Source organism: Salinispora oceanensis, from assembly GCF_000383575.1.
Classification (GTDB): domain Bacteria; phylum Actinomycetota; class Actinomycetes; order Mycobacteriales; family Micromonosporaceae; genus Micromonospora; species Micromonospora oceanensis.
The window spans coordinates 4,238,834-4,254,729 of sequence record NZ_KB911579.1 but is presented as its reverse complement, the minus strand read 5'-3'; the positions used below and the strand labels follow the sequence as shown (position 1 = coordinate 4,254,729).

Here is a 15,896-nt window from a genome sequence, read left to right as displayed (position 1 = left end):
GTGAAGAGCGGCATCGGTAAGTCCCTGCACGCGTACCGGGAGCTGTTGGCGATCCGCGGGGCGCCCCGGTTTGTCGTCGCCGCCATGATCGGTCGCTTCCCCATCTCGATGCGCGCACTGGCTGCCATGCTCATGGTGCTGGCCACCACCGGCTCGTACGCCATCGCCGGTGCCATCAGCTCGGTGGTGACCCTGTCCAACGCGGTGGCGGTGCCGGCGCTAGGGCGCTTGGCGGACCGGCGCGGCCAGCAGTGGTTGATCCTCACCTCGTTGGTCGCCCACGCCGGCAGCATCATCGTCCTGGTGGTACTGACCCGGTCCGGTGCGCCGTTGTGGACGCTGTTCGTGACCGCCGCGGTGTTCGGTGGCTCGGGTCTGCCGATTGGCTCGCTGGTGCGGGCCCGGTGGGCGGCGCTGGTCGGTGGCACCCCGCGGCAGGCGACGGCGTACGCCCTCGAGGCGTCGATCGACGACATCATCTACCTGACCGGGCCGGTCATCGTCACGCTGCTCGCCGGCTACCTCGCCCCGAGCGCCGGTATGTTGGTCATTCTCGGCATGGTGCTGGTCGGCTGGGTCGCACTGGCATTTCAGCGCTCCACGCAGCCGCCGCTGGCAGCGGCCAGCGACGGTCCGAAGAGGGGGGCGATCGCCGAGCCGGGCCTGCGGGCGCTGCTGCTGGTCTGTCTGACGCTCGGCTGCTGGCTGGGCGCCAGCAACGTGTCCCTGGTCGCCTTCGCCGACGAACAGGGCAACCGCAGCCTCGGCGGGATCCTGATCGGCCTGACGATTCTCGGTGGGATGGTCGCCGGTCTGCTCTACGGCGGCATCACCTGGAAGGCGCCGCTGGTCCGGCGGCTGACCGGCACCGCGACCCTGCTGGGCGTCGGTACCGTGCCGCTGGTCTTCGCCGGGTCGTTCTGGTGGATGGTGCCGTTCGCGGTGATCGCGGGTCTGGCGATCACGCCTACCCTGATCGGCATCTACTCGGTGCTGTCCAACGTGGTGCCCAGGTCGGCGACCACCGAGGGCTTCGCCTGGATCGCGTCGTCGATCGCCGTCGGTAGTTCCACCGGGGTGGTCGTCTCGGGCTGGCTGGTGGAGCGGTTCGACAGCCGCAGCGCGTTGATCTTCATGGCCGCCGCCGGTCTGGTCTGCCCGCTGGTGGTCGCGGTCAACAAGAAGCTGCTCGGCCGCGCTCCGCAGGGCGAATCCGTACCGGCGGCCGGGGCCGATCGGGTCGCGCCGGTGGCGACCGGAGCGGGCTCGCCGAGCGCGAACCAGGTGGACTGAGCGGCGGCGACACGTTCTCGACGGGCACACGTCGTTCCCGCCGTCAGTTGGCCGTGACGACCATCGGGTTGTGGCGGAAACGCAGCGGGACGGCGTGCTGCTCGGCCATCTCGGTGGCGACAAACGGAGCAGTAGGGGCATCCGGTAGCTGCCGGGAGTGGCGCTGCCGATGAGCAGGCCGGCATCTACCAGCGCCTCGAGTACGTCCTCGGCGCGGCGGAGGGGCAGGCGCATCCGGGTGGCCAGCAGGGTCGCGCCGGGACCGCGTCCCCGAGCCATCGACACCACCCGCAGCGCGGCCGCGGGCAGGGTGTCCAGGGCGGCGTAGACCCCTCGCAGGCGCTCACCCAGCCCCATGTCACCGCAGCCGAGTCGCTCCAGCCGACGTGATTCCTCGCCGAGCTGATCGACTGCTTAGCCGAGGCTCCAGCCGGGGCGCACCGCGATCCGTACCGCCGCCGCCCAGAGCGTTGTTGCGCACCACACCAGCGGTACGCACATACCGCTATGTCCGTGGGGCGCGGGCGTGGTAGCGCTGGGTTCCGCCCGGCCGGGTTTACGGTTGGCCTTCGGCGACGTGGTAGCCGGCGGTGGTGCGGTTGTGTGCGATGGTCAGGATGTCGATGTCGATGTCGATGTCGGACCATCGCAGCCTGCCGAAGCGGATGTGCTGTCGACCTGCTCGTACCCGGTCACCTTGACGTTGTTGACGAGATCTACCCCGGCCGGCGGTGTCGTTGTGGCGTGCTTAATCGGCGGACGCCTGAAGATCGGGGTTATGCCGGCGCATCTCGTTGACGAGCGCCTCCAAGGAGTACGGCAGGGCGGACTCTGGCAAGTTAACCGGCGGGAAGCCGGCTGCGCGGTTCATCCGTAGGAAGGCGCGGCGCACGAACCCGGATCGGGCAACTACAGCATCGGGGTCAAGCGGCAGGATCGCCAGCATCCGTTGCCCCGCGACGGAGTGGATCCTCACAGCGCCGATCTCACGCCAACCGAGCCGGCCAGCCGAGGCCAGTGACGCCCGGTCGGTGATGCCCTCCGGGTCAACCTGCAGGGACGGCCGCCGATAGATCAGTTCGAGCAAGAAGTAGACACCGGCCAGGCCGAAGAACCCAACGCCGGCCATGGCGATGACAATGCCGATGACCCCACCGAACGAAGCCATCCACAGACTCCCTGACACGAAGCCGGCGGAGACGAGCAACAGAAGCAGCAGCCTCGATCGAGGGGCGTAGACGCGGACCGTTTCCACGGAGGGAGCGTAGCGGCAACTGCCGCTCAACCCAACACCGTCACCTGACCGACGACCAGCTAAAACGGCAGCCGCTGTTCGAGATCATGGCTGAAGTTCGAGGTTGAGGTGGCGTGTGTAGTGGGCTCGTCGGGCTCGGGCTTGATGTCGTCGTCGCCAGCCTGACCAGTGCAAACGGTGGGCGAGGTCATTGATCGGGCGGATGATGCAGGCGTTGATCAGGCGGCGGATCTCGTTGGCGGTCAGCTTGATCAGTCCGATGTCGGTCGGGTCGTCGTCGGTCGCGTCGGCGGCGCAGATGGCCAGGACGGCGAGGGCGGCCAGGGCGAGGGTGGTGAACCGGTGCCAGGAGTCCCAGCGGCGAACCTAGTGCTGGTCCAGGCCGATCTGGCCCTTGGCGGCCTGGAAGCTCTCCTCGATGCTCCAGCGGATGCCCGCGACCCGCACAAGCTGGGCGAGGGTGGCCGGTTGCGGGTCCAGCAGCGATAGAAGGCCAGCTCACCGGTGCTGGTGTTGCGGCGGATCAGGAGGCTGTGCCGGCCGCCGCCGTCGGGCGTTCCTCGAATCGTCCCGCGACGGGAACGACTACCTCTACGCCGCCTACGTCCTGGTCCTCGTGCTCGGACTCCGCCAGGGCGAAGTCCTGGGCCTCGCCTGGGAGCACATCGAGTGGGACGGCTGGAACAAGCCTTGCCCTCCACAGGGCGAGGCGCACTGCGAGCACTGCCGCGACAACGAAGACATCGGCCTCACCGTCGACAAGCAACTCCAGCGGGTACGCGGGAAATTGCTGCACCGCGCTACCAAGACTGAGGAGTCCGACGCTCCCCTACCGTTACCGGCGATCTGCGTTACCGCGCTACGACACCGCGACCAGCAACAGGAGGCCGCCCAGGAGAAAGCCGGCGAGGCATGGCATGACACGGGCATGATCTTCACGACCCGCTTCGGACTGCCCGTCGAGCCACGAAACTTCAACCGCTCCTACGACAGCCGCATCGCTCGCCCCGACGTCCCGAAGATCACCGTCCACGACGCACGGCGTACATGCGACTCGCTCCTGGTCGACCTGGACGTGCACCCCCGGGTCGCGATGGCGATCCTCAGGCACACCGACTTCTCCATCACGATGGAGATCTACAGCCAGGTCTCATCCAAGGCCACCCGGGAAGCCCTGCGAAAGCTCGGTCAGAGACTCGACCAATGACCGTTGCTGTACTTCGCTGCTGTACAAAATCGAAAGAGGCCATCCGGAAGATCCCGGATGGCCTCTGACCTGCGTCGGGGCGGCCGGATTCGAACCGACGACCCCATGCCCCCAGGCAACCAACACGGGGCTCTGGCCATGCCGTTTCGTGGACGTTGAACTGCTGGAACCGTCCATCAGTATCCCTGCTCGTCCGCTGGCGTTCGACCCGATCGTCACCCAGTTAGTCACCCACGCGAGTGGCAGATTCCTCGCGTCAGTCGTCCTCGATGACTGTGAAGGGCGCATAGCCCTCCCCCACCTCCGTCACGTCAAGGTCGCTGAAGACGAGGGTGATGGCGTGAGCGTTCATCTCGAAGCGGACCTCGTGAAAGGGAATGCCGATCTTGTCAGCCCACGACCGCGCGCGCTCGGAGTCCGCCACCACCTCCGCACCTGGGTAGAGCGGCTGCCAGCGCACTGCCCACACGAAGCCATCCAGGTCCGGATCGATCTCCCGGTCGGTCAGTCGCTCGTCGAGCGAGCAACGCCAGGTATCGGGACTCACCGCCGTCTGCACCTCGGCGGAGACGCAGTACTTGAAGAGGTAGCGGAGGTGGATCGGTGGGATGCCGGTACGCGGGTCTGCGGTGACATAGACGATGACTTCGTAGTCGCGGATGTAGTCGGTGTACCCGTGGTGCACGATCGCGCCGTCGAAGATGTCATCCAACGCCTGGCTGAGCCGCGCGATCTCCACGTCTCGTTCTACCACCCGCCGGAGCCCTGACCCTGGCGGGGCGGTCGCGCACTCTCAGCTTGGGAATCGCGTTGATTTACACTCGGAGTAGCGACAATCTGAGGTCAGGTGGCACGCAGCGTGTCTGCCTTGCCAGTCGGGCGTTCCTCGCTGCCCCATACTGATCGCTGCTTCGGGCACGGTCATCTGACGTTGAGAAGGGTCGTCATGGCGTTGGTCAAGAAGGGCTCTCGGCTCATCACGATTGACGGGGTCACCTACAGGTGGCGAGTGCGCGGCAGACCAACCTATGCCCAAGGGCTATGTGAGCGACCGCTCACTGTCGCTGTAGAACAGGTCGACTACAAGGGCAGGGTGTTGCTGGTCGGCATGCCTCAGGACCATCCAAGCAACTGGATTGGCGGGTCGGCACCGCCCGTTCTCCCGTCGGCGGTCGCTGCGATTGTCCGGAAGGCATTGGCCGAGGGATGGCAACCCAAAAAGCCAGGCACGGCATTCCATATGACTGCGCCCGTGGACTGATGGCACGACGCTTCGGAGACCGGGCCACGTTCGCGGTGGAGATCGGCGAGGTCGAGCCGGACCAACTCCGCGTCGTCGACTTGTGGGCGGGTGGCAAAAGGCTGACCACCGAGGACAACTGGGCCTTCCTCCCGTTCTTCATCCGCGCTGTGCAGTCGAGCGCGGCGCAGGTGCGCCGACGCGACGTCAAGCCCTGTCCCTTCCCGGGCCGCGCACCGGAGGAGATCTTCCGGCTGCTCCACGCAGACGAGACGCAGTTTCGGGAGCAGTTCTGGTTCATGCAGTGGGGCGAGACCGTCGACAACGTCTTCAAGTACGCCTACCTCGAAGAGGACCTGGTGATCGTCTTCGCGTTCTGGCGGGCAGACCATCCCTTTCCAGAGGACCTGGGCAAGGTCTTCGTCGCCAGGATCCCACCGGAAGAGTTCGTGGCCACCGTCGAGGCGGCAGCCGATCTGCTAGACGTCGAGCTCACTAACGTCGATCCGCCCCGTTGAGCGAACCGCCAGGCTTTACCGCGTCAAGCTCACCTTGACGACTCGTTCGAGCGCCGGAACGCCTCGTCGCGCGACGAGGCCGTGGTGGGGATGCGGCGCGCGCATCACGGGCAGGCCCCCGCCTGCCGGCAACGCCGGCCCGAGGGGTCGCAGAGGCTCCGGGGTCAAGGGTGGCCCGCAGGGCCGTCGCGCAGCGATGCGGAGCACCCTTGCGGCCGGAGGGGCGGCCCCGCATCCGCCGCGCCGCATCCCCACCACGGCCGGCGGTGACTCGCCCAACGGCGTGTCAACGCCGGCTGAAATTTGACCCCCCTGTTCCGGGCGGGAACCCGCCCGGAACCACAGGGTCAGTTTTCAGGCGGAGCCGACAAGGGCGTTCGAGCGTGCTGTTTGAGGAACTCCCCGAAGAGCTGGCAGAGCTTCGAGACGGCCAGCACGTGGTCGGCATCGCTTGCCAGGCGTGCCTCGGTAGCACCATCGCCGAAGGTCTCCGCAAGCACAAGAGATGAGAAGGCAAGGCTGCTGCTGCCGCGATGGCGGGCGGACATCCACTCTTGGAACGCCGCCAGCTCGCCCTGCCCGCGCGCTAGGGCGAATCCCGTCAGCGCGGACCACGCACGGTCGTACCTTGGCTTCCCGACGTACATGCCCAGCCGGTGATCCATGTGCCACAAGAACTCTTCCCAGCTCACTCCGAGATTCTCCCTGACGACCGCTTCGGTGTGAAGGAACTCCCGGATCGGCTAGACCAGCGTCAGCAGGGGCCATGAGCTGCGGATTTGGTTCGCTGGCGCCCGTAGTTGTCCGACGGTGTGCTTGCCGGTCGTCACTCGGCTAGTCACCAAGCCCCGGACTCTTGGAGTGCCTATGTCGGTAGCCGAGCCGCCGGAGTCAGCGTTCGTACTGACCGACGTCGGAGCACTGCGTGCGATTCTCCGCCCGAGCGTCTGATCGCTGACGACCGCGTAGTACACCCCGGCCGGGTCCTGGTCCTCATCAACCAGTCGCGCGAGCCCTCGCTTACAAGCTCTGTGTAAGGAAGCCGGCGGGGTCTATCCGCGTTCGTGACCTCGGACAGCTATCCGGATCGGGCTGTCGTGGACTGCCCTCATCTCCGGCGGCTGCTGTCATCGTTGCTGTCGAGGGCGACCCATACGGTCGACATCGGATACAGGCCCCGCATCCGGTACTGTGGCGGGCAACTCCGTTGAGCTCGGTAAATCTTAGCGGCCCGCACGGTGGCTCGCTCCATATGGACTCCCGTATGGAGCGAGTCCCATACGGGAACCCGTGTGGAGGTCAGCCAACGGAAGGAGACTCGATGGAGTCACCCGAGGAAGAGGAACAGCGGAAGATCGGTGCAGTTGTAGAGCTGGGCGTGATCTTTGAGGTGGTCTCTGCTCTGGAAGCACTGACCAGCCGCGAGGAGCCCACCCTTACGGCTGGGCTCCTCGCGCTGACCTTGTTGCTTGTTGTGAGTTGCAGCTCAAACAAGCAGTAACCTCAACTTGGGGGCGTCGTTGCAAACGGCGCCCCCGTTCTCAAACCAAACCCTTTAGAAAGCATCAAGGGTTACTTGGCGACTTTACAGCGTCCGGCTTTCGACCACCACAAGCCTGCGACCTTCTGCCTTCCCGTCTGCCGTTGACCCGCCCTCCTGGGGAGCGGGCCTCCGCCCGTCCCGCCACGTCAGGACGGCCTTGACGCACGGTCGGACGCTGGCGGGTCGGGTGGTGGTCTGCTCGGCTCGCCCGGGTCGTCGGCTGGCGGGATGGCCCTGCGCAACCACCCACGAACCCGCAACCCGCCCACGAAGCCCCGGACATCCCGGAGCCGAAGCGCCCCCGCCGGAGGCGCGGTAGCCGCCACCAGGTCGCCACCGTGACCCGCCGCACGGACCCGGCGTGTGCCCTACGCCGCGTCGCTCCGGCGCGGCGCGGCCGGCTGCCGGCGACGAACCCCACCACTTCCGCAGTCCTCCCGTCTACGGCGGCCCCGGGCTTCCCGCTCTCCGCGCCAGCCGCCGGGCATCAGGCGGGACGGCCGCAGAGCGACAGCGGCAGCGGTTGGCACGCGCCCAGGCGGCGGCGCGTGCGGCCCGTCAAGGGCCGCCTTGATCCGCGCGACTGGACCCCACGCGAGCTACGACACAGCTTCGTGTCCCTGCTGTCCGACAGCGGCATGAGCATCGAACAGATCGCCGACCTCTGTGGGCACTCTGGCACGACCGTCACCGAGGGCGTCTACCAACACCAGCTCCGACCGGTGCTCCTAAGCAGCGCGATCACCATGGACCGGCTCTTCGGCGCTGAGGCATAGTCACTCAGCTAGTCACCCAGCCAAAGCAAAGGGCACATCCATCAATCGGATGTGCCCTTTGAACTGCGTCGGGACGGCCGGATTCGAACCGACGACCCCTTGTTGTCGACCGACGCCCTCTCGAACTTGTCGTTGATCGTCAAGAACCAGGGTTGACCTGCCTGAATGCAACCAGCCGCCCATCATCAATCGTCGCTGGTAGTCAACACTTAGCGGGGGTTTTCGGGGGGTAAACGGGGGCACTGTCCCGATCCCTGGTGGGGCGGGTAGGAATGGCGACGAGTTCATTCACGTCAAGCGGCTGCGCAGCTCTGACGATGCCAGCCAACTCTTCGCGCAGGTTCACTTCGCCATCGAACAACTCCTGTGCAGCCCCCGAAGGACGACACGCGCTCGCCCAGAAGATCGCCGTTCTCAGCAAGGGAAAGCGAACCGTGCCCGAGACGCCCACGAAGATCGTCCTAAATCGTCCGTGACCGACGCTTCGCCCGGCGAAAGCCACACCGCTCCGCTACCCGCACCCTTCGACATCGAGGGCAATATGTCGGTATCAGGCCACCGCAGCGGACCATTCGGAAGAATGTCGGTCAGGTCCAGTACCCTCACGCGTCGTGAAGACCGCACTCTCGGACATCGATCGTGTACGGCGGGATCAGGCAGTGACAGCGTGCTGCCTGGCCGCTGCGGCGGTGAGCGATGAGGCCCTGCCTCCCGGCAGGCAGGGGAAGCTACTGACGGATTGCCTGGGGGTGTTGGCTTCGGCGCATCGGATGACGGCCCCGCCGTCGATGGCCGAGTTCCGGCGGGGCCTGGCTGGCCCCCTACGGCTACTGCTGCCCGGCGACATTCCGGCTGACGAGGTGGGGGACCTGGTTCTGCTCGACGAGGCTGGCCAGTTGCACGACGAGGCGCTTGACCTGGGTTTGGAGCACCTTGTGCCTCGTGCGGCGTGGGATGAGCACTGGTCCTGGGCGCGGGTGAATGCCGAGCAGGAGGAGCGTCGGGTGTACGAGGTGCTCCGGCGGCTGCCTCCGAAGGAGTACACCCGGGTCCGCGGGCGGCTGGTTCGGCACGCGTCTGGGGAGTTGACCCGGCTTCGCCGGGTCTGGGACGGGATGCTAGGCCAGTTGGACCTATACGAGCCGATCAGTACATGGCAGTGGTGCCAGGTTCGAGGGTACTGGTTCGCGTGCCCGCTCTGCCGCTGGCCCATGCGGGTCAGTCAGTCTGGCGCGGTACGAGAGGTGCGTTGCGAAGCCCATGCCCGGGACGGCGTGATCTATACGTGCAACCCGGATCGGATGACGAACCGGGCACCGCAGTTGCAGCCGGCAGGAGCCGCGGCAACTGCGGTGCGAGCGAAGCCAGCCACGGCCGAGCACCTGGCGCTCACCCGCACGACTTGGCGTTACATGACACTCCCAGGGCTGCTGGAGTGCGGGCTACAAGATCACGCGCGGTCGCTCGGAGCGCGGGTATCGATGTGGCCCCACAAGGACCGATACGACCTGAAGATCACTCTCGGTCGCCGCATGTGGAAGGTAGACGCCAAGGCGTGGGCATCGGTGACCAAGCTGGGTGATGCGCTCAAAGACATCGATCCAGCCGAACCCGGCCTGATCATCGTGATTCCCGATCATCAACGGAACAGCCGCGAGCTTCTCCAAAGGATGATTGGCCGACGCGGTTACCGAGTGTTGACCGCTGCCGGCCTGATCGCCGAGTTGGCCGACGGGAAGGCGGAGCGAACATGAGCGGGACCGGCCCTGGGTTGCAGGAGCTTGCGGCTCAGGTTGCGTGCGCGCTGGCGGAGGCACTCTGCCCGGCGACGGACACGGCGGGACGCCACCTGGCGTCGCTCGATCATGCGCATATGTTCGCCTCGGGCAGAGTTGACCTCTGGGACGGCTGGGAGCATCAGCCTGATCGGGTCCGGCGACTCGTCGGGCGGTTCCTGCGGATTCGCAACAACGAGTTGGGCTCGTACGCCCGGTTCATCAAAACGGCGCGCGATCTGGTGTACCGGCCGGACAGCCCATACGGATTACCCGCCGACATTCCACGGTCGCAGGTGGGCCATCTCCTGCCTCGGCATGGCCAGCAACCTTTGGATCTTGCCGAGCAGTTGATTGGCGAGGCCGAGGTGAAGTACCTGCAATCGAGACGTCCGCACCCGGTGGCATCCGCCGGGCGATGGACGTTCGGCCTCCGCGGCGAGTCCGTGGTGGAACTGCCCTCAGACGTTGCCACCACCGAGGTCATCCCGCTCGTGGTCGCGACCGCTCCTACGGTGGACGAGGTGAAGGCCGGCAAGGAGGAGCTGTTTGCCTTGGCCGACGAGCTTGACGGTGCCGGCCGCGGTGACCCATGGCAGCGAAACGTGCTGGAGACCCTGTTCGACGGGGTCAGAGACGCCGACGACGCGACCGCCAGCGACTTGTTGCTGCGCAGCGGGAAGATCCGGCTGTTCAACGCGCCGACCGGTGTGGGCAAGAGCGTGTTGACCCGACTGCTCGCGATCCTGCTGGCCCGGCGCGGCATCCAGGTGGCCGTCGTGGTCGGCACGATCAACGAGGCCCAGAACACGGCCGACAGCATCGCCGAGCAGGACGCCCTCGCTCGAGGTGCCTGCGCTAAACTCAGCGACGATCTTCACGCCTTGGGTAGCCCGCTGCGGTGCGCGACGCTGATCGCTGCCTCTCGGGTGCACGAGAAGGCGGTGCACGCCGCGTCACGCGACGAGTGGGACCGGTTTGACCGGCTGGCCTACGGGTGCGCGCTGCCCGCGTGGCTAGTCGACGGCCCACCGCCTGAGAATGGCAACGAACCCTGCACGTCGCTGCTGCCCCAGCCAGGATCTGACGACCCGGCGGCGAAGAGCGGCAAGCCGAAGCGGCACGTGTGCCCTCGGCTGAGCGCGTGCGATCGACACCGAGTCACCCGGGACGCGGTCAGCGCGGACATCATCGTGACCAACCACCACAACCTCATTCACGGCACCGTGCGCTTGCCGGTCAGCATCGACGGTGAGACGTACGCGCGGATCAGCGTGCTGGAGCTGGTCATGCGCCGCTGCCCCGTTCTCGTCATCGACGAGATCGACCGATTCCAGAGCAGCATGTTCGACTCCGGCGCACGGCAGCTGATCGTGGCGGCGAACACCGGCCTGGCAGACCTTCCCCTCACCCAGCTCAACGCCCAACGGGTGATGCTGCTGCCAGGGCAGGACCGCAACGTGCTCCCACCGCTGTCGCGCACCACGTTCCTGGCCGATCAGTTTCTGAACTACGTGCTCGAAGGCGACCTGTGGCTGGAGGCTGCCCGCTGGCTCGACAACGACGAATACCGCAACGGCTCCGGCTGGCACATTCCCGGGTCCAACGACCGACTCCTGCTCATGCACCTGTTCGGCATCGACCAAGCGACTGATGAGGTGCCGCGCGAGGTCTACGGCCAATTCAACGCCCTGTTCCCCGACAACAACACGGACGACGAGGTCTCCTTCCCCAGAGACATGGCCGCAATCGCCGCACGGCTGCGCACGGTGATCAGCAACGACGACGGCATCGACCGCATCCGCGAAGTCAAGGACGACCTGCACCCGATCGTCGGAAAGGTCCTTCGCGCCACCGCCCGGAAAATGCAGACGACCGTCCCCGACGGAGGCGAAGAGCAGACGCCCGAGGATGCCTCAGTTCGACCATCGCCCAAGTCAGACCGCCGAAAGCCGACGAAGGAACCCACCCACGACGAGATCCGCCGGGAGGTCGTCAACGCCCTTCTGGTCCGTACCTGGCTGGGCGCCCTACACCAGTCGCTGACCGCCCTAACCTACGCGGTCGGTGCGCCCGACACCGACCTACCAGCTGCCCGCGCGCTGATCGAGCAGCTCGGCACGTTCGTTCAGCATGCCACCATCCCGTATGGGCCGCTGGGATACCTGCTGTTCGGATTCCGCATCGATAGAGCCGGCGACGGTCTACCGCGCGGTCAACTGTCCGTGCAGGCAATCGCCGGTGACCCGCACACCACCGTGACGCAACTGGGCGACGCTGTAGCGCTGTCCGCAGCAGGTACACGCCGCATCGTGGTCGGGCTCTCGGCGACCGCATTCTTCCCTGGGGCGGCGCGCGAACACATTCATGCAGGGGTCGCCTACGCGATGACGGATGCTGCCCCCGGCGCCTTCACCACCCTTCCCGGCCAGGCTCTCGACGGTGATCGAGCGCTGTCGGTGGGCGGACAACTGGAGCACCGGAAAGCCGACCTCATCCAGGATCTCGGCAGAATGCTGTGGGAACAGCGCCTCGACCAGCATCTCCGCACCTTGGCAGAGACCGAACCCAAACGCGAGCGATGCCTGCTCGTCAGCAACTCCTATCCGCAAGCCGCCTTGCTCGGCGCGAGCATCGCACGGTTGGTGGCCGAGCCTGGCTGGGTTGCCGTGGTCGTGCCCAAGGAACCCCGGCTGACCAACTCCGTGATCCCCAGCGGCGTCGTGCAAATCACCGTTGACGACCTTGAGGACCTGCCCCGCAAGTACCCCGCCGTGAAGGTGTGCACCGCTCCGCTGAGCCTGGTCGCACGGGGCCTGAACATCCTGGTGCCCGGCACCCAGCGCTCGGCGCTCGCATCGATCTGGGTCTGCGTACGCCCGGTCCTACAGCTCAACGCACCCGCAGAGATCTTGGCTAGCGTGAACGCGACCGCGTTGGCCGTTGGTGAGCCCGGTCAAGATTCGGCGCTTGTGCTCGCCGCGCAACGCCGCGCTGCCTTCCGCCGGCTGTTCACCCTCCTGTCCAGCGATCCACGCTTCAGCCGACTGCCCCGCTACCTCAAGGCCGAAGCGATCGCCGGCATGCTCGTCGACCTCATCCAGCTCGCCGGCCGCGCACGCCGAGGCGGCACACCAGTACGGCTGTACCTGGTGGACAACGCCTTCCACGACGCCACCCTTGGCAGCGACCTACCCAGCCTGCTTCGCTACTACTACAGTAGCCTGCCCCCGCACGACCAGACGGGCCTCGACCGCATCTACGGTTCCACTCTGGGGTCATGGCTAGAGTTCGCCGGCATCGACTACACCGCATCTGGAGCGTAGGTGACAACCGGACCAGAAAAGCTGACTCTGCTCGCGTATCCGCTGACCGCCGACCTGCTCGGCAAGGTCCACATCTACGACTTCTCCGACCGCATCCGGCAGGCGTGGGATGAGGTCCGCGAAGACTTCTACGCCGCCACCGGCTCTGAGGGCAACCTGCCGTACGCCGGCCTGGCCACCGCACTACGTGCAGTCGGGTGCACCAGCGTCAACTTCGATCCCACCTCGAAGACGGCCCCACCTCTACGGATGATCACGCGAGAGCGGCTCAAGCGCGAGGACCTACACGACGCGATCACGGTATGGCACCAGGCCGTGCTGAAGGCACCTGACGCCGACATCCGGTTCTCCTTCACCAGCAAGCTCGCCGATCTCATCAGTGCTGTCAAGCCAAGAGCCGTCCAGCTCGCAGACCACGTGACCAACTGCGGCGGTCAGCCCGACGCGCCGAGCTGGGTATATGCCGCAGCGACCTGGGAAATCGCGCAGAGAATCGCGCACGCGAAGCAACCGTGGACCATCGATGGCAAGACGGTTCAGCTGCGTGCCGACACCGACGGCAACCTGATCGTCTGGGATCCGGATCTGCTGTGGGAAGGCAGATGGAAGCCCAGCGGCCCGCCCTCCTACGCCACGCTTCGGGTCGAGCTGAACATGAAGACTCTGCCCTGGATCACTTCGCCCGTCGTGGTTGTCCAGCCACAGGTCTCCCGCCTGACCCGCTGGGCCAACGCCGCTGGCAATGCCTGGCTCGAACAACGCGACCCGAAAGCTCCGCTCCTGGTCATCGGCTTGGAGAACCGCACCATCGAATACTCCTCACGAGTCGCATTGAAGGTCTTCGCCCAGCTTCGTCTGCAATCCACGCCGATCGTCGCCACTGACTTCGACCTGGCGAGTAAGACCAGCCCGGTGCGAGCCCTGGTACCCAAGTCGGTGCGATTCCCTGTCGGACGAGGTGTCGGAATGCACCTTGTTCGGGAACTGAGTGCCCACATGACGGGGGTATTGCATACCGAGCCGGTGACCGCTCACAACGTGGCCGGTCACCAGTTCTCCAACGCCGACCGTCGGCACCTCAACCACGGTCGCGACACCGAACTCCTTCACCCGAACGAGCTGCCCGCCATCGTCGCCGCGTCCGGCTGCCAAGTCCTGCGGATCCTGGTGCTGTACCGCAATGACCACACCCGGGGTCGGATCCAGCGGCTGCTCGCCTACCACTTCGCCAGGCCCGACCTCGCCGAACACGGCGTCGAGATCGGCGCGACGGTACCGCTCGCCGAGCGTGTCGAAGTCATCGTGCAGCCCGCCGGCGAATTACTCGATCATGGTGATCACGACAAGCGCCCAGCGCTCGTGGACGCCCTGGCCGGGGTCGACGCACCAGAAGGTACCCGGATGGTGGCGCTGTGCGAGACCGAGTACGACGAAGCAGAATGGGCAAGACTGCGTAAGCTCGCCCGCCGCCGGAACAGTGATGTTGTCAGTCCGGACGTCACGGATGCGAAGCCGAAGGTCAGAGGTCTCTTGGCCGGTCGAAGGGTCGCCGCGCAGTTTCTCGCCACCGGACCCGACCAAGTGGAGGCGGACGCTGGGGACGTCGCTGACAGCAGCGATCCTGAGGCACTGACCACGGATGATGACGAAAGCATCACCGATCCTCTGAACCCGGACCTCCTCAGCGCGGAGGCGGCGGCGGACCCTCTCACGGCCCTTGGAAGAACGCTCCAGAGTGACCACGCGGGCCACAACGCCGTCGCCGACATGCTGCGCGCCGCAGGACTGGTACACCCACGTCTCGGCCGAGCACTCTCGCACGGCAAACTGGGCACCACGGAACCCATGACGTACGTGGGACTCCAGGTCCGCGAGCAGCGCGGAGAGCTGCGCAGAAACGGCAAACCGCGGCTCAGCTGGTCGCTGGTCGCGCTGATCCCCAACGGAGTGCACTGGCGGGCCAAGGCGTACGTACCGAAAGCCCACCCACGCGGTGGCCGGACAGGATGGCTGGACTACACCGACGCCAACGTCGCGTTCCGCGCCAACCAACTCCCGGAAGGACGACGGAAGGACGCGGACTTCGTCGACGCCGTCGACGTTGCTCTCACCCAGCTCGCCGACGAACTCACCGGCACCGCTGGCTACGTACTGTTCGTGTCGGGTGAGAATGCCCGAAGCCTGTGGGCCAGGCTGGCGAACAAGAACCTCGAACGCGATCCTGACGACACCGGCAAAGTCGATGGCCGCCCGCTGCTGCCCGGCCTTCGACTCCAACGGCTCCACCGTCCCCGCGCCATCGTCCGCGTCACCTCTGGATCCACCGAGGTCCCGCGCCCTGTACAGGTGAGCCGACCGAAGATCTGCGACGGCAAAGAGACAGTGAAGGTCGGCAAGACCACCCGGGCGCTCTACCAGCTCGATCGGGCCAAGGACACCTGGATCTTGTCGAATGTTCCACGGCAGTTCGATGGCAAAACGACCCACAGCCGGGCTGGCAGCAAGTACACCCGGTGGAGCGCAACCGGGGCGGAGCAACGCAAAACCTGGTACGCCCACACGCCGACCGAGATCCTCGTCGCACACTACGACGCGGACCCCTTGCGCTATGCCGTTCTCGCCGCACGGCTCTGCCATCACGCATTGTCCTGGGAAGGACGTACCAGCTACCCCGCTCCGGTCCATCTCGCGATCCAAATGGACAAGGACCACCCCGAGTATCGCCGCACCATCGACGCCAGCGAGGAGATCGACCCCGACGAGGATGACGGCCCCAATGCCGGTATACCGAAGAGTTGAAACAATCGGGGTTACAAAACCCAGCCGCCTCGGCCTTGTCGCTAGTTGTCGAAAATGGGCGCTGAGCTGCTCAGACACGGCCAGACGATGGTCGCTGCTTGTCACTGTTCGTCGTCGTCTGGCCGTGGTTCTCGGGGGGGGGGGGGTAGACGGGGGCCGTTCCC

Annotated in this window: 9 protein-coding genes and 3 pseudogenes; 8 read left to right on the top strand and 4 right to left on the bottom strand. The window is 66.2% G+C overall.

Annotated features, from left to right (window positions below):
• On the top strand, positions 1-1,293 hold the full coding sequence (locus SALPAC4_RS0119685) for an MFS transporter (RefSeq protein WP_019871788.1): 1,293 nt from the start codon (positions 1-3) through the stop codon (positions 1,291-1,293).
• Positions 1,294-2,041: 748 nt separating this feature from the next.
• On the opposite strand, the gene SALPAC4_RS0119680 is transcribed toward SALPAC4_RS0119685, so the two are convergent.
• Together SALPAC4_RS0119680 and SALPAC4_RS29225 are read right to left on the bottom strand one after the other, a co-directional pair.
• Positions 2,042-2,548 (bottom strand): STM3941 family protein, encoded by a 507-nt coding sequence (locus SALPAC4_RS0119680; protein WP_027644889.1) that lies wholly within the window; start codon positions 2,546-2,548, stop codon positions 2,042-2,044.
• 84 nt (positions 2,549-2,632) lie between these two features.
• Positions 2,633-3,099 (bottom strand): annotated as a pseudogene (locus SALPAC4_RS29225) (IS701 family transposase); the annotation flags it as partial.
• Between SALPAC4_RS29225 and SALPAC4_RS25495 the strand changes: the two are divergent.
• A pseudogene (locus tag SALPAC4_RS25495) lies at positions 3,099-3,755 on the top strand (tyrosine-type recombinase/integrase); the annotation flags it as partial. The pseudogenes SALPAC4_RS29225 and SALPAC4_RS25495 sit on opposite strands and share 1 nt — an antisense overlap.
• Positions 3,756-4,011: 256 nt before the next feature.
• On the opposite strand, the gene SALPAC4_RS0119660 reads toward SALPAC4_RS25495, so the two are convergent.
• Positions 4,012-4,494, bottom strand: coding sequence for a YxiG-like protein (locus tag SALPAC4_RS0119660; protein ID WP_019871783.1), 483 nt, complete (start codon positions 4,492-4,494; stop codon positions 4,012-4,014).
• 521 nt (positions 4,495-5,015) lie between these two features.
• Here SALPAC4_RS0119660 and SALPAC4_RS0119655 point away from each other — a divergent pair.
• Positions 5,016-5,513 (top strand): hypothetical protein, encoded by a 498-nt coding sequence (locus SALPAC4_RS0119655; protein WP_019871782.1) that lies wholly within the window; start codon positions 5,016-5,018, stop codon positions 5,511-5,513.
• A gap of 347 nt (positions 5,514-5,860) precedes the next feature.
• Here the strand turns inward: SALPAC4_RS0119655 and SALPAC4_RS0119650 are convergent, their stop codons facing one another.
• Positions 5,861-6,205, bottom strand: coding sequence for a hypothetical protein (locus tag SALPAC4_RS0119650; RefSeq protein WP_019871781.1), 345 nt, complete (start codon positions 6,203-6,205; stop codon positions 5,861-5,863).
• Between the two features lie 629 nt (positions 6,206-6,834).
• On the opposite strand from SALPAC4_RS0119650, the gene SALPAC4_RS0119640 reads away from it, so the two are divergent.
• The 5 genes and pseudogenes from SALPAC4_RS0119640 (at position 6,835) to SALPAC4_RS0119620 (ending at position 15,732) form a co-directional block, all read left to right on the top strand.
• A complete protein-coding gene (locus SALPAC4_RS0119640) occupies positions 6,835-7,014 on the top strand; it encodes a hypothetical protein (RefSeq protein WP_019871780.1) in 180 nt (59 codons plus the stop codon).
• 488 nt (positions 7,015-7,502) lie between these two features.
• A pseudogene (locus tag SALPAC4_RS0119635) lies at positions 7,503-7,832 on the top strand (tyrosine-type recombinase/integrase); the annotation flags it as partial.
• Positions 7,833-8,443: 611 nt separating this feature from the next.
• On the top strand, positions 8,444-9,586 hold the full coding sequence (locus tag SALPAC4_RS0119630; RefSeq protein ID WP_223874798.1) for a restriction endonuclease-related protein: 1,143 nt from the start codon (positions 8,444-8,446) through the stop codon (positions 9,584-9,586).
• The gene (locus SALPAC4_RS0119625; RefSeq protein ID WP_223874797.1) at positions 9,583-12,933 is read left to right on the top strand and encodes an ATP-dependent DNA helicase; all 3,351 of its coding nucleotides are present in this window, start codon (positions 9,583-9,585) and stop codon (positions 12,931-12,933) included. Before SALPAC4_RS0119630 ends, SALPAC4_RS0119625 begins: the two co-directional genes overlap by 4 nt.
• Positions 12,934-15,732, top strand: coding sequence for an RNaseH domain-containing protein (locus SALPAC4_RS0119620; protein ID WP_019871775.1), 2,799 nt, complete (start codon positions 12,934-12,936; stop codon positions 15,730-15,732).
• Positions 15,733-15,896: the final 164 nt, after the last annotated feature.

What these genes read in the sequence shown, in the direction of transcription:
- SALPAC4_RS0119640 (WP_019871780.1), top strand. Translation starts at nt 6,835, where the DNA reads ATGGAGTCACCCGAGGAAGAGGAACAGCGGAAGATCGGTGCAGTTGTA.
- SALPAC4_RS0119625 (WP_223874797.1), top strand. Translation starts at nt 9,583, where the DNA reads ATGAGCGGGACCGGCCCTGGGTTGCAGGAGCTTGCGGCTCAGGTTGCG.
- SALPAC4_RS0119655 (WP_019871782.1), top strand. Translation starts at nt 5,016, where the DNA reads ATGGCACGACGCTTCGGAGACCGGGCCACGTTCGCGGTGGAGATCGGC.